This window comes from Micromonospora sp. NPDC049107 (assembly GCF_040648595.1).
In the GTDB taxonomy this organism is placed as follows: Bacteria; Actinomycetota; Actinomycetes; order Mycobacteriales; family Micromonosporaceae; genus Micromonospora.
Genome location: NZ_JBEZEC010000009.1, coordinates 242,426 through 254,998, shown reverse-complemented (window position 1 = coordinate 254,998; position 12,573 = coordinate 242,426). Strand labels below are relative to the sequence as shown.

The following is a 12,573-nucleotide window of genomic DNA, read 5'->3' as shown; positions in this document are numbered from 1 at the left end:
CATGCTTAAGGGCTACTGGGTCAGCGCCTACCGCACCATTTCCGACCCCGAGAAGCTGGCCGCCTACAACGAGCTGGCCGGTCCCGCTGTCCGGGCCGGGGGCGGTCGGGTCCTCGTCCGTGGCGGTCGGATCGCCGCGTACGACGCCGGAATCGCCGAGCGTACGGTCCTGATCGAGTTCGACAGCTTCGAGCAGGCCGTCGCGGCGCACGAGAGTGCGGCCTACCAGGAGGCGCTGGCCGCACTCTCCGACGGCGTCGAGCGCGACTTCCGCATCGTCGAGGGCATCGACTGACCGAGTCGCGGTCGGATCTCCTGCCGGTGCCGTCAGCTCTTGCAGGTGGTGGCCGGCAGTCCGGGCACCACCACCGGTGACCGGCCACCCGGGCGGGCCTTGCCGGCCAGTACGGCGGCGAGCGCGGTCATCGACGCCCGGCTGGAGGAGTACGTGGCCAGCAGCGTCGGCGACTTGGCCTTGGCCAGCACGTACGGCGTGTCCATGGCGACGGTGACCGCCGCACTGGCGCTCAGGTCCTTCTCCCCGTCGCCGTAGCCGACCAGGTGCACCACCGTCCCGCCGCTCGGCTTCACCGTCACGCCGGCCGCGGTCAGCGCGGCGGTGAGCGCCGCCCGGGTGCCGTCCCGGCCGCCGGAGGAGGTGACGGCGACGGGGCCGTGCACCGCGCCGCCGCAGGCCCCCCGCAACACGGTGACCGCTCCGGCGGCCAGCGCGTCCGCCGCCGCCCGGTGCGCCGGGGTGTTGAGCGTGGACATCGGCTCGGCGGGTCCCGCCGCCAGCCGGAACTTCATGGTCAGGATCCGGGTGACCGCGTCGACGAGCCGGGCCCGGGGCAGCGACCCGCCACGCAGGGCGGCGAGCAGCCCGTCGTACGCCTGACCGACGTTCGGGGTCATGAGGATCAGGTCGTTGCCGGCGTTCAGCGCGCGGACGGCGGCCTCGCCGGGTGCCCACCGCTTCGCCGGCGGCATGTTCATCCCGTCGGTGATCACCACGCCCTTGAAGCCGAGCTGACCACGCAGCACGTCGGTGAGCAGCTTGTGGGAGAAGGTCGCCGGGGTGCCGGGGTCGATGGCCTGCACGTCCAGGTGGCCGGACATCACGGCCATCGCGCCCGCGTCAAAACCGGCGCTGAACGGCGGCCACGCGCCGCTCTGCAGCGTCGCCGCGGACTGGGTGAGCACCGGCAGGTCCTTGTGCGAGTCGTCCGCGCTGTGGCCGTGCCCCGGGAAGTGCTTCAGGGTGGCCGCGACGCCGCTGGCCTGTAGGCCCCGGACCGCGCCGCCGACCTGCGCGGCGGCGATCTTCGGGTCGGCGCCGAACGACCGGGAGCCGATGACCGTGCTGCGGGTTGCCAGCACGTCGGCGACCGGGGCGAAGTCGATGTTGATGCCCATCGCGGCGAGTTCGGCGCCGGCGGCCTGCCAGGCGGCCTCGGTCAGCTTCGGGTCACCGGCGGCACCCGCCGCGAGGGCGCTGGGCAGGATGGTGACGCCGTCGGTGACGCGGGTGACCACGCCGTACTCCTGGTCGGTGCCGATCAGGAAGGGCGCCGGGCCGGCGGCCAGCCGTCCGGCGGCCCCCCGCAGCCCGGTGGTCAGGTCGTGGACCTGCTTCGGGTTGTCGACGTTTGTCGTCTCCTGGTTGCCCTTGGTCGGGTCGTCGGCGCTGAAGCCGACCAGGATGAGCCCGCCGAGCCGGTACTTGGCGATCATCTCGGCGGGGGTGTCGACGCCGGCGAGCGCCTGGTTGCCGGCCGCCGAGCCGGTGGAGACCTTGGTGGCCGAGTCGCCGTACGCGTAGGGCATCAGCACCTGCCCGACCAGGTCCTCGTCGGAGAGCGTCGCGACCAGCGCGGCGGCCCGCGCGGCCGGGTCGTCGGTCGGCGGCGAGGCGGGTGCGCTCGGGGCCGCCGACGCGCCGGTCGGGCCGGGCGTCGGGTCGGGACGATCCGGGGTACCCGAGCAGCCGGAGACGATCAGGGCGGTCAGGGCGGCGACGGCGACACCTGCGTGTCGCGGGCGAATCGGCACGCCGACCATCCCACCAGTTCCCCCTTATCGGGGCAACTTGACCTTACCGGTCGCCAGCGTGAGGGTGACGCAACACCCAGGTCCGCAGCGCGTGCGGCCCCGCCGTCAGCCGACTCGGGTGAGCAACGTCACCGGTGCGCCGTCACCGGCGTACCGGTAGGGCTCCAGGTCCGCGTCCCACGCGGTGCCGAGCGCCTTGTCAAGGGCGTGCGACAACGCCTCCGGGGCACGGGCGGAGGCCATCAGGGTCCGCAGCCGGTCCTCGCCGAGCTGGATGTCACCGGCCGCCCCGACGGTGGCCCGGAACAGGCCACGGGCCGGCACGTACATGAAACGCTCACCGTCGACGCCGGGACTCGGCTCCTCGGTGACCTCGAAACGGATCATGGGCCACTGCCGGAGGGCAGCAGCCAGCTCGGCGCCCGTTCCCGGACGGCCGGTCCACCCACACTCGGCCCGGCGGGCGCCGGGGTCGACGGGCTGAGCCGTCCACTGCAGGTTGACCGGCGCGGCTAGGACGCGCGCGATCGCCCACTCGACGTGCGAGCACACGGCGAGCGGGGTCGAGTGGACGTATACGACGCCACGCGTTGGCACGGTGACCTCCCGGAGAGCGAGGTGCGTCTTCCCCTACGACCTCGTCCACCCGAGTGGTTGCTGCAACACATGATGACTCGTGTGACGGATGGTGCGCCAGAGAATCGGAAAAAACGCCACCCGGAATAGCCGGACGGGTGGTCTCCGTTGCCTCTCAGGACACCGCGACGACCAGCCTGATGTCGTGGTCATGTACAGTTCCATCGGCGGCTTCTGCCGCGTTCCACCTCTGCGGGCCGACGCAGTGTCACCCGCACACAGCCCCCGGACGTCCAGTCCTCCCGTACGTCTTGCAAGGAGTACCTCCGTGGCGAGCAACACCTCTAAGACCGCGCGCGCGTCCGTCCGGGCCGGCCAGGCTGGCCAGGGTGGCGCCCTCAGCGTGCTGGGCGAGTTCAAGTACCTCATCCCGCTCAACGGCGGCAAGCACGCCTACGTGCGTAACCTGACCAACGGCAAGACCGCGCACCTGCGTACCGACTCCGACGCGTTCGTCGAGGAGATCCGGGCGCTGGCCGCCGCCGGCCACGCCGCCAAGATCCGGGCGGAGATCAACAACCTGGCCACCGTTCACCCGAACGACGGCTGGGAGGCCACCGAGAAGCGTCTGGTCGCGGCCGGCGTCTTCGAGGGCTGAGCCCTCCCCCACCGCACCACCGACCGCCCGCCGGGAGTTCCCGGCGGGCGGTCGTTCGTTTGTCAGGACGCTTCGAGCAGAGCAACCTCGCCGGTGCTCAGGTCGTAGAGGCCGCCCACCACGGCCACCCGGCCGGTGGCCACCGGCCCGGCCAACAGGTCGTCGACGCGCAGCGCGTCCACGGTGCGCCGGACGTGTCGGCGGACCGTGAGCGCGAGCACCGCCGGATCGTCGAGCCCCACCTCGACGACCGCCGGGGCGATCTCGTCGACCAGGTGGGCCAGCGACCCACCGGGGCGCTCGCCGGTGCGCAGGGCGTCCACGGTCGCGCCGACCGCACCGCAGCGCTCGTGCCCGAGCACCATGACCAACGGCACGCCGAGCTGCCCCACCACGTACTCGATGGAGCCGCACACCGCCCGGTCGAGCACGTGCCCGCCGGTGCGGATCACGCAGATCGCCCCGAAGGTCTGGTCGAAGATCGCCTCCAGCGGCACCCGCGAGTCGATGCAGCCGAGGACCACCGCGTACGGCTGCTGGTCTCCGGAGGCGGCCGCCGCGGCGGCGGTGACGTCGTGCCCGTGGATCGGCTGGCCGCTGACGAACCTCCGGTTGCCGCCGAGCAGGTCGGCCAACGCGGCCCGGGGCGTGCCGCCGGCCTGCCGTCCCCGCCCCCCGGACCCGCCCGTCGGCGGAACCGGCGTCGCCCGCGCCGACTCCATGCCGTTCAGCTTGGCCCGCCGGCGCACGGCCAGGGGCGGGGTCGGGAATGTTCGCCCGACCGCGATTGGCGTGGCGTCCCGACGGGTAGCCGGTGTTACCGCCGGGTATCGGAGGTACGGGTGATGCCGGGGCGAGCCTGGGAGGTGGCGATGCCGGAGCGACTCGAAGTCGGTATGCCCGACGGCGTACGGCTGCACGTCGAGACCACCGGTCCCGTGCACGCCTCGGTGACGGCGGTCCTCCTGCACGGCTGGACGCTGGACGGGCGCAGCTGGCACCGGCAGCTCGACGCGCTCACGTCGTCCTTCGGCGACTCGGTGCGGGTGGTCACCTACGACGCGCGGGGTCACGGCCGGTCGAGCTGCATGGCGCTGCCCACGGCCACCCTGGCCCAGCTCGGCGACGACCTGGCCGCCGTCCTCGACGCGGTCGCGCCGAGCGGTCGGGTGGTTCTGGTCGGGCACTCGATGGGCGGAATGACGATCATGGAGTACGCGCACCGCCACCGGGAGCACTTCGCCGCGCGTACGGCCGGACTGGTCTTCGTCTCGACCACCGCCGAGGGGCACACGCACACCGTGTACGGGCTCTCGCCACGCATCGCCCGGCTGATCCGGCTCGCCGAGACGACCGGTGCCGGCGTGCTGGCCCGCTGCGGCTCGTGGCGAGCGCCCCGGGCGCTGCTCAACGCGCTGCAGCCGAGCATCCGGTGGATGCTCTTCGGCGACCGCTGCGATCCCTCCGACATCCGGTTGGTCACGTCGGCGGTGGCCCGCGCCTCGCTGCGCTCGATCGGCGGTTTCCGCGCCTCGATCGGCGCTCAGCGCCGGCTGGACACCCTCGCCGCCCTGGCGCACCTGCCGGCCGCCGCCCTGGTCGGTGACCGGGACCGGCTGACCCCGCCGCCGTGCGCCGAGTCGATCGCCGCCGTCCTGCCGGCCACCGAGCTGACCGTCTGCCCGGGCGCCGGCCACATGCTGATGATGGAGCGTCCGATTGAGGTGAACGCGGCCCTGACCGGCGTCCTGGGCCGGGTGCTCGCCGCACCCTCGCCGCACGGGCCCGGCCCCAGCGCCGCACCCTCGCCGCACGGGCCCGGCCCGAACGGCGCACCCCCGCCGCACGGGCCGGTCGTGAGCGCCGTCGCGGCGGGTCGCTGAGCACGTTCGCGCACCTCGGGCGCGGCGGGTCGGGTCGGGGGCCGTACCCTTCTGCGGTTGGCCCGCGCGGTTCGCGCCGCTTGCCGGCGACATCGAAGGAGCGTGCGTTGACCGACCAGACCGCCCTGGAGCAGGAGATCGCCGTCGAGCAACGGCACCTCGACCGGGTGTACGCCCGACTGGCCGAGCTACGGCAGTCGGCGGTGCGCGCCGAGCGGGACGGCTACCGGATGGCGCGGGTGGGCACGTTCGGCGCGCTCGTCGAACGCGACGCGATGGTCTTCCACGCGGCTCAGCGGCGGCACACCCTCGACGCCGAACACGAGGGCCTGGTCTTCGGCCGGCTGGACCTGCGCGACCGGCAGGTGCTGCACGTCGGGCGGCTCGGCATCCGTGACGAGGACGCCAGCACCCTCGTCGTCGACTGGCGGGCGCCGGCCGCGTCGGCGTTCTACCAGGCCACCCCCGCGCAGCCGCTGGGCGTGGTGCGTCGCCGCACCATCCAGTCCCAGCGGGAGCGGGTCACCCGCATCGAGGACGACCTGCTCGATCCGGAGGCGGCCCCGGAGGGGATGACGGTCGTCGGTGACGGCGCGCTGCTGGCCACCCTCTCCCGGGCCACCGGTCGCGGCATGCGCGACATCGTGGCGACGATTCAGCGGGAGCAGGACGAGGCGATCCGGTCGCCCGGCTCCGGGGTGACGATCGTCGCGGGCGGCCCGGGGACCGGCAAGACGGCGGTCGCCCTGCACCGGGCGGCCTTCCTGCTCTACTCCGACCGCAGCCGGTACGCCGGTGGCGGCATCCTGGTGGTCGGGCCGTCGACCGTCTTCGTCGAGTACATCGCCTCGGTGCTGCCGTCGCTCGGCGAGGACACCGCGACCCTGCACTCGCTGGGCACCCTGTTCCCGGGGATGACGGCCACCCGAACCGACCCGCCCGAGGTGGCGGCGGTGAAGGGCTCGCTGCGCATGCGCCGGGTGCTGGAACGGGCGGCCCGCGACGCGGTGCCGGGGGCTCCTGGCGAGCTGCGCCTGCTCTACCGGGGCGGGCTGCTGCGGTTGGACCGCCGCGAGCTGGACGCGATCCGGGACCGCGCGCTGCACCGGGGCGCCCGGCGCAACGAGGTTCGCCGCGCCGGCTTCGACGGTGTCTTCGCCGCGCTGTGGGCGCAGGCCCGGCGCGTGAACATCGGCCGGCTGCCCGAGCAGCGGGCCTTCGAGGACGAGATCGCGGAGCGGCCGGAGTTCCGGGAGTTCCTCAAGGCCTGGTGGCCGCGCCTGCACCCCCGGCACGTGCTGGGCTGGCTGGCTCGACCGGATCGGCTGCGCCGGTACGCCGGCGGGATCCTCTCCGGCGCGGAGATCCGGCTGCTCGGCACGGCGTACCAGAGTCTGGACAGTGCGGGCCTGACCATCGCGGACGTGGCGCTGCTCGACGAGCTGGACGCGCTGCTCGGCAAGCCGGTGAAACCGGCGCGGGCCCGGCGCGACCCGTTCCAGCTCGCGGGCGGCGTTCGTGAGCTGAGCACCGCGGCCGACCGGCAGCGGGCCGCCCGCGCGGCGGCCCGGGAGCGGCCGGAGGACTACCGGGAGTACGCGCACGTGGTCGTCGACGAGGCGCAGGACGTCTCGCCGATGCAGTGGCGGATGATCGGTCGGCGTGGGCGGTTGGCCTCGTGGACGGTGGTGGGCGACCCGGCGCAGACCGCCTGGACCGGTGACCCCGAGGAGCTGACCCGCTCCCGCGACCAGGCGCTGGGCCGGCGCAAACGGCACGAGTTCACGCTCACCACCAACTACCGCAACTCGGCGGAGATCTTCGCGGTGGCGGCGGCGGAGATCCGCCGGCTCTATCCGGACCTGCCCCTGCCGAGGGCCGTCCGCTCCACCGGCGTCGACCCGGTCGAGCTGGTGGTGCCGCCCGCCGGGCTCCAGGCCGCGGCCGTACAGGCGGCCACCGGCCTGCTGGGCGAGGTCGACGGCACGGTCGGGGTGATCACGCCGGTCACCCGCCGCGACGAGGTCGCCGGCTGGCTCGACGCGCTCGGCGCGACGCGCTTGCAGGTGGTGACCAGCCTGGAGGCCAAGGGCATGGAGTACGACGGGGTCGTGCTGGTCGCCCCCAGCGAGATCCGGGCCGATCCGGGCTCGGGTGTACGCACGCTCTACGTGGCGCTCTCCCGGGCAACCCAGCGGCTCACCACCGTCGACCCGACCGGCTGACCGTCGGGTTGGCGCGCCCAGGGGCCGGCCCTCGCCCTACACTTGCACACATAGCGATGTGAGCATACATTTGACCGGGTCCCGGGCGACGTCGGAGGGTGGGTCTCGTGGGAGCAGGACATGACCACCACCACGGGTCGGTCGCCAACGCCGCCCACCAGCATCGCGGACGGCTCTGGGCGGCCTTCGGACTGCTCGCTGCCCTGATGGTGGTCGAGGCGGTGACCGCCTTCCACACCGGCTCGCTGGCGCTGCTCTCCGACGCCGGGCACATGTTCACCGACGTACTCGGCATCGGGATGGCGCTCGCCGCGATCACCGCCACGCGGCGGGCCACCGGCGACCCGCAACGCACCTTCGGGCTCTACCGCCTCGAAGTTCTCGCCGCGCTGGCCAACGCCGTCCTGCTCTCCGGCGTGGCGGTCTACGTGGTGATCGAGGCGATCGGCCGGTTCGGCGACCCGCACCGGGTGCTCAGCGGTCCGATGCTCACGGTGGCCATCCTCGGCCTGCTCGCGAACGTGGTCGCCTTCGGGCTGCTGCGCGCCGGCGCCCGGGAGAGCATCAACCTCCAGGGCGCCTACCTGGAGGTGCTGGGCGACCTGCTCGGCTCGCTCGGCGTGATCGGCGCTGCGCTGCTCATCGCCGTCACCGACTGGTGGTGGGCCGATCCGCTGGTCGCGGTCGCGATCGGCGTGTTCATCCTGCCGCGCACCTGGCGGCTGGGGCGGGCCGCCGTACGCATCCTCGTGCAGGCCGCCCCGGAACACCTCCAGGTCACCGCCGTGCACGACCGACTGGCCGCGGTGCCCGGCGTGGTCGAGGTGCACGACCTGCACGTCTGGACGCTCACCTCGGGCATGGAGGTGGCCTCCGCGCACCTGACCATGGCGCCCGGCGCGGAGGTCGGCGCGGTGCTCACCGCGGCGCGTACCGCCCTGCGGGACGACTTCCGCATCGAGCACGCCACGCTGCAGACCGAACCCGGTGCCGCCCCGGGCGCCTGCGGTTCCGTCGAGTGGTGACCGTCATCCTTCGCGATGGTGCCGGCACCTTCCGTCACATCGGCTGCACAGACCCCACCAGCACCGGTAGGCTCTGTCCCGGCCACCACCCGGCGGCGCCTCCCGGCGCCGGTGGCGGCCGTCGCCTAATCGCCCGACAGGGCGAACCGGGGAACCATGTTCCTGGGGTGCATCCGCGTCAGCGGTAGGGATCTTCCGTCCCGAACCCGTCAGCTAACCCGGTCGGCGGCTGACGGAAGGACATGCGTAGTGGCACCAGCACGACCACCCGCCGCCCGGCTTGCGGCACTGATCGTCATGATGGTCACCCTCGGCGTCGCGCTTCCGGTCGGCGCCGCCACCGCCGCTCCCCCCGCCGGCCTGCGGGCCGCCGCCGCGCCCGACGGCGACGAGGAGGGCGGCACCCCGGCGCTACGGGCCCAGCTCGAGGCGGCCAGCAAGGGCTACCTGGACGCGAAGCGCGCGCTGGACACCTCCATCCAGCGGCAACAGCAGCTCGCGGTCAAGCTGAAGGACACCGAGGCCGAGATGACCGTACGCAACGGCAAGGTCGGCGAGATCGCCGGCGTCGCGTACCGCACCGGCCGACTCAGCACCGTCTCGGCCCTGCTCAACAGCAACACCCCCGAGGGCTTCATGGACCGGGCGGCCGCCCTCGACGTGGTGGCCGCCAACGAGGACCGGGTGCTGCGCGACCTGCACGCCACCCGGGACGAGGCGAACCGCACCCGCGTCGCCCTCGACGGCGAGATCCGGGAGCAGCGTAAGCAGGTCGAGGTGATGGCCAAGCGCAAGGAGCAGGCCGAGCGGGCCCTGACGGTCGCCAACGACAAGGCACGCGCCAGCGCCGCCGCCGACACCGACACCGGCTCCAACCGTGGCACCTCCACCGCCAACGCCCAGCCCGCACCGCGCAACTCCGACGGCTCCTGGCCATCCGAGTCGTGCAGCATCAACGACCCCACCCCGGCCAGCGGCTGCATCACCCCCCGCACCCTGCACGCGCTCAACCAGGCCAAGGCCGCCGGCTTCACCCGGTACGTCTCCTGTCACCGCAACGGCGGCTCGGGCGAGCACCCCAAGGGCCGGGCCTGCGACTTCGCCGCGCAGAAGGGTGGCTTCGGCGGCATCGCCACCGGCGGCGACAAGACGTACGGCAACAACCTGGCCGCGTACTTCATCCGCAACGCCGACCGGCTCGCGGTGCTCTACGTGATCTGGTTCAAGCAGATCTGGCTACCCAGCAGCGGCTGGAAGTCGTACAGCGGGGGGAACGGCGACCCCTCCAGCGACCACACCAACCACGTGCACCTGTCGGTGTACTGACCACCGACGCCGTCCGGGGTACGTCAGCGGGCGTACCCCGGACGTCGTCGCTGGTCGGACGACCACGCGGGGTCGGGCCGGGAGCATTCGGGTATGCCGCGAATCGCGCCCCGCACGCGCAAGGCCCTGCTCACCCTGCACCTGGTCACCTCCCTCGGCTGGCTCGGGGCCGACCTGGTGCTACTCACCCTCGGCATCGCGGCACAGCGCGGCGCCGACCCGGCCGTGGTCTACCCGGTCGCCGGGCTCGTCGGCACCGTGCTCTTCGCGCCGCTGAGCGTGCTCGTGTGGCTCGTCGGTGTCGCCAGCGCGCTGCTCACCCCCTGGGGCCTGCTGCGCTACCGCTGGGTGGTGATCAAGCTCGTGATCACCACAGTGATGGTCGGGCTGGTGCTGTTCCTGCTCACGCCGAACCTGCGGCACGCCGCCGCGCTGGGCGCCGCGCTACCGACGCGGGACCGCGCCGACCTGGTGATCGCGCCCGCGGTGTCGACCAGCCTCATGATCATCGCGACGGTCCTGTCGACGTACAAGCCCTGGGGACGCCGACCCGCCGGCGGCACGACGCGGGATCGCCCTGCGCGCCCCGTGACGCCACGTCACGCACCAATAAGGAAGTAGTGGGCGCGGGACCGAGGGCTCACGGCGCGGGGTCGTCGAGGGCCGCGCCGAGGCGCGCGGCCAGGGCGAGGTGGGCGGCGCGGGCCTGACCGAAGGCGTACCGGAACAGGGGTGTCGGCGCGCGCAGGGTGATGTCGACGTCGATGCGGACCAGACCGTCCGGCTCGGCGCGCAGCCGGGTGTGGTTGCGAACCGTGGTGGCGGGCCACTGGCGGGCCACGGTGACGATCTCGTCGGGCTCGCTGACCAGCACGTCCGCGTGGTACGTGGTGCGAAAGCGCAGCGGGCCGGCGACCAGCCTGTCGTTGATCGTGTAGCTGGCGCGGGCCCCCGGGCGGGGCGGCACCTCGCGCACCCGCACGATCAGGGGATGCAGTTCACCCTGACGGGTCAGGTCGCTCAACAGCGCCGCCGCCTCGGCGACTGAGCAGCGGGCCTGGACGGTGTAGCTGAAGGTATCGCTGCCGAACACACCGTCTCCCGACGTCGCTGGTCGCACGATCGTCCCGTACGCCGCCCTGGGCTGGCAACGGCCGGACGGACTGGTGCTGTCCCTCGGGGTCGACGTGGTGCTCTGCGCCGCCTCGTTGCAGGAGCCCGGGCAGGCCGCGCAGCCCGGCACCGACGTGGCGTTGCTGGCCGCCGGCTACGCGTCGGTCACGGCGATCCGGGCAGTCACCGAGGTGACCGACGTGGACCTGACCGGTCCGGACGCGCAGGCCTGACGGTGGCCGCCCGCGCCTCAGGCGCCGGGAAGCACCTCGGGGGTGGCGGCCCCGGCGAAGTAGGGCTCCGGTGCGCCGAAGAGACCGAGCAGGCCGGTCACCCAGAGCTGACGGTGCACGAACCGGCTCGGCTCGGTGACGACCAGCTTGACGCCACTGACCTCGGCGGTCTGGAAGCCGGCGACCATGGCGCTGATGCCCACGGAGTCGATGAAGGTGACCAGCCTCATGTTCAGCTCGATGCGCAGCGGACGGCTCTTGGCCAGCACCTCCGCAATCGCCTCTCGCACCTCGTACGCTGTGTCGACGTCGATCTCACCCCGCGGGGCGATCTCGACGACACCACCGGACAGGACCGACTTCACGATCGACAGGCTCACGCGAGCACCTCCACCCGCCCGTCCCCCGGGCGCCTCATCAGTACGCGGGCCGCGACCGAGAGTATTCCTCCAACGGCCTCGGTCGCCACCCCTCGGGATGAGCAATTCACGGATCCGAGCGGACAAAGTCGCCCATATCCCCACTTTTCGGCATCTGATCATTCAATACTTTTCGTTATCTGATCAGTCGACGATCGGTCGGAACCGACGCGTCGCCGGACCAGGGTAGCGGTCGCGGTCCGGCAGGCCCGACATCCGTGCCGTCCCGTACGCCCGCCCCGCGTGGGACCGGCGTGTCGCGCCAGCGGTCCCGGCCCGACCCGCCAGCGTGGTTGCCGACGCTTCCTAGCATCGGCCCGGAACACCCACCGTGACGGAGAGGACCTTCGATGATCAAGCGACTGGCCGGGTTGGCCGGCGTCGGTCTGCTGCTCGCCCTCGTACTGGCCTGCGGTTTCGGCGGCGGAGACGACGACGATGACGATGACGACGATTTCGCACGCGGCGTGGCCGCGGTGGCGGTGCGCTGACCCCCGACGGGTGCGCCACTCGGGGCCGGGTTTGCGCGCCACCGGCCCGGGGCACTGCGCAGTCAGCGAACCGTGTCGCGCTGGACGGACGCCGAGGTCCGAAGTGGCCGGCGGCTTCGGCACCTGAGGAGGTAACCACGATGTTCGGAACCAACCTACTGGACCGGCGAAGTAAGCCGGAGCGGATCGCGGACCAGGCGTGGGAGCAGCTGCTCTCCGCCGTCAGCTCCGCGGGCGACAGCGTCCGGGACACCGCGCGGTCGGCCCGTCGCAGCAGCGGCGACCTCGCCGACGGCGCCGGTGACCTGGTGGGCTCGGCGGCGGAGGAGGCACGGCGTCGCGCGGCGCGCGCCTTCGACGCGCTCGCCGGACGCCAGCCGGCGCTGCCGTGGACGCTGCTGATCGGCGCCGCGCTGGTCGGCGCGGCGGTCGGCTGGGCCGTCGGCTCCGCCGCTCGCGCCGCCGGCAGTCGAGACGACCGCGCGGTGGACGACGTCGAGTTCGTCGACGTCGACCGCCCCAACTCCCCCGTCGGCCTGGACGACTAGCCACCGGTACACCGAGCGGGCCCC

General features: G+C 73.1%; 14 protein-coding genes, 1 pseudogene and 1 riboswitch. Of the genes and pseudogenes, 10 read left to right on the top strand and 5 right to left on the bottom strand.

Annotated features, from left to right (window positions below; all coding sequences use genetic code 11):
- The first annotated feature begins 1 nt into the window (after window position 1).
- Window positions 2-295: a DUF1330 domain-containing protein gene (locus AB0B55_RS23185; protein ID WP_357173634.1), complete on the top strand. Its 294-nt coding sequence runs from the start codon at window positions 2-4 to the stop codon at window positions 293-295.
- A 32-nt stretch (window positions 296-327) separates the two neighbouring features.
- Here the strand turns inward: AB0B55_RS23185 and AB0B55_RS23180 are convergent, their stop codons facing one another.
- Together AB0B55_RS23180 and AB0B55_RS23175 are read right to left on the bottom strand one after the other, a co-directional pair.
- Window positions 328-2,061 (bottom strand): glycoside hydrolase family 3 N-terminal domain-containing protein, encoded by a 1,734-nt coding sequence (locus AB0B55_RS23180; RefSeq protein ID WP_357173631.1) that lies wholly within the window; start codon window positions 2,059-2,061, stop codon window positions 328-330.
- Between the two features lie 96 nt (window positions 2,062-2,157).
- The gene (locus AB0B55_RS23175; protein ID WP_357132482.1) at window positions 2,158-2,649 is read right to left on the bottom strand and encodes a DUF3145 domain-containing protein; all 492 of its coding nucleotides are present in this window, start codon (window positions 2,647-2,649) and stop codon (window positions 2,158-2,160) included.
- A gap of 307 nt (window positions 2,650-2,956) precedes the next feature.
- On the opposite strand from AB0B55_RS23175, the gene AB0B55_RS23170 reads away from it, so the two are divergent.
- Complete coding sequence (locus AB0B55_RS23170; RefSeq protein ID WP_355051393.1) at window positions 2,957-3,286, top strand: hypothetical protein; 330 nt, start codon at window positions 2,957-2,959, stop codon at window positions 3,284-3,286.
- A 62-nt stretch (window positions 3,287-3,348) separates the two neighbouring features.
- On the opposite strand, the gene AB0B55_RS23165 is transcribed toward AB0B55_RS23170, so the two are convergent.
- Window positions 3,349-4,008, bottom strand: coding sequence for a carbonic anhydrase (locus AB0B55_RS23165; protein WP_357132478.1), 660 nt, complete (start codon window positions 4,006-4,008; stop codon window positions 3,349-3,351).
- A 150-nt stretch (window positions 4,009-4,158) separates the two neighbouring features.
- On the opposite strand from AB0B55_RS23165, the pseudogene AB0B55_RS23160 reads away from it, so the two are divergent.
- The 5 genes and pseudogenes from AB0B55_RS23160 to AB0B55_RS23140 form a co-directional block, all read left to right on the top strand.
- A pseudogene (locus AB0B55_RS23160) lies at window positions 4,159-5,061 on the top strand (alpha/beta hydrolase); the annotation flags it as partial.
- Window positions 5,062-5,276: 215 nt separating this feature from the next.
- On the top strand, window positions 5,277-7,394 hold the full coding sequence (locus AB0B55_RS23155; RefSeq protein WP_357173628.1) for an AAA family ATPase: 2,118 nt from the start codon (window positions 5,277-5,279) through the stop codon (window positions 7,392-7,394).
- A gap of 107 nt (window positions 7,395-7,501) precedes the next feature.
- Window positions 7,502-8,419: a cation diffusion facilitator family transporter gene (locus tag AB0B55_RS23150; RefSeq protein WP_357132469.1), complete on the top strand. Its 918-nt coding sequence runs from the start codon at window positions 7,502-7,504 to the stop codon at window positions 8,417-8,419.
- A gap of 112 nt (window positions 8,420-8,531) precedes the next feature.
- Window positions 8,532-8,663: riboswitch (cyclic di-AMP (ydaO/yuaA leader) on the top strand.
- Between the two features lie 53 nt (window positions 8,664-8,716).
- Window positions 8,717-9,745: a hypothetical protein gene (locus AB0B55_RS23145; RefSeq protein WP_357132740.1), complete on the top strand. Its 1,029-nt coding sequence runs from the start codon at window positions 8,717-8,719 to the stop codon at window positions 9,743-9,745.
- A 93-nt stretch (window positions 9,746-9,838) separates the two neighbouring features.
- On the top strand, window positions 9,839-10,366 hold the full coding sequence (locus AB0B55_RS23140) for a hypothetical protein (RefSeq protein ID WP_357132466.1): 528 nt from the start codon (window positions 9,839-9,841) through the stop codon (window positions 10,364-10,366).
- A 19-nt stretch (window positions 10,367-10,385) separates the two neighbouring features.
- Here the strand turns inward: AB0B55_RS23140 and AB0B55_RS23135 are convergent, their stop codons facing one another.
- Window positions 10,386-10,838: an SRPBCC family protein gene (locus AB0B55_RS23135; RefSeq protein ID WP_357132463.1), complete on the bottom strand. Its 453-nt coding sequence runs from the start codon at window positions 10,836-10,838 to the stop codon at window positions 10,386-10,388.
- A 73-nt stretch (window positions 10,839-10,911) separates the two neighbouring features.
- On the opposite strand from AB0B55_RS23135, the gene AB0B55_RS23130 reads away from it, so the two are divergent.
- On the top strand, window positions 10,912-11,091 hold the full coding sequence (locus AB0B55_RS23130; protein WP_357132460.1) for a hypothetical protein: 180 nt from the start codon (window positions 10,912-10,914) through the stop codon (window positions 11,089-11,091).
- Between the two features lie 17 nt (window positions 11,092-11,108).
- On the opposite strand, the gene AB0B55_RS23125 is transcribed toward AB0B55_RS23130, so the two are convergent.
- Window positions 11,109-11,471, bottom strand: a complete 363-nt coding sequence (locus AB0B55_RS23125; protein WP_007463546.1) for an STAS domain-containing protein — start codon at window positions 11,469-11,471, stop codon at window positions 11,109-11,111.
- Window positions 11,472-11,860: 389 nt separating this feature from the next.
- Here AB0B55_RS23125 and AB0B55_RS23120 point away from each other — a divergent pair, with 389 nt between their 5' ends.
- Window positions 11,861-12,001: a hypothetical protein gene (locus AB0B55_RS23120; protein WP_355051383.1), complete on the top strand. Its 141-nt coding sequence runs from the start codon at window positions 11,861-11,863 to the stop codon at window positions 11,999-12,001.
- Window positions 12,002-12,141: 140 nt separating this feature from the next.
- Window positions 12,142-12,549: a hypothetical protein gene (locus AB0B55_RS23115; RefSeq protein ID WP_357132455.1), complete on the top strand. Its 408-nt coding sequence runs from the start codon at window positions 12,142-12,144 to the stop codon at window positions 12,547-12,549.
- Window positions 12,550-12,573 lie beyond the last annotated feature (24 nt).

Bases quoted from the DNA above. Each gene is read 5' to 3' on its own strand.
- AB0B55_RS23185 (WP_357173634.1), top strand. From the start codon at position 2: ATGCTTAAGGGCTACTGGGTCAGCGCCTACCGCACCATTTCCGACCCC.
- AB0B55_RS23180 (WP_357173631.1), bottom strand. From the start codon at position 2,061: ATGGTCGGCGTGCCGATTCGCCCGCGACACGCAGGTGTCGCCGTCGCC.
- AB0B55_RS23165 (WP_357132478.1), bottom strand. From the start codon at position 4,008: ATGGAGTCGGCGCGGGCGACGCCGGTTCCGCCGACGGGCGGGTCCGGG.
- AB0B55_RS23145 (WP_357132740.1), top strand. From the start codon at position 8,717: ATGATGGTCACCCTCGGCGTCGCGCTTCCGGTCGGCGCCGCCACCGCC.
- AB0B55_RS23140 (WP_357132466.1), top strand. From the start codon at position 9,839: ATGCCGCGAATCGCGCCCCGCACGCGCAAGGCCCTGCTCACCCTGCAC.
- AB0B55_RS23120 (WP_355051383.1), top strand. From the start codon at position 11,861: ATGATCAAGCGACTGGCCGGGTTGGCCGGCGTCGGTCTGCTGCTCGCC.
- AB0B55_RS23115 (WP_357132455.1), top strand. From the start codon at position 12,142: ATGTTCGGAACCAACCTACTGGACCGGCGAAGTAAGCCGGAGCGGATC.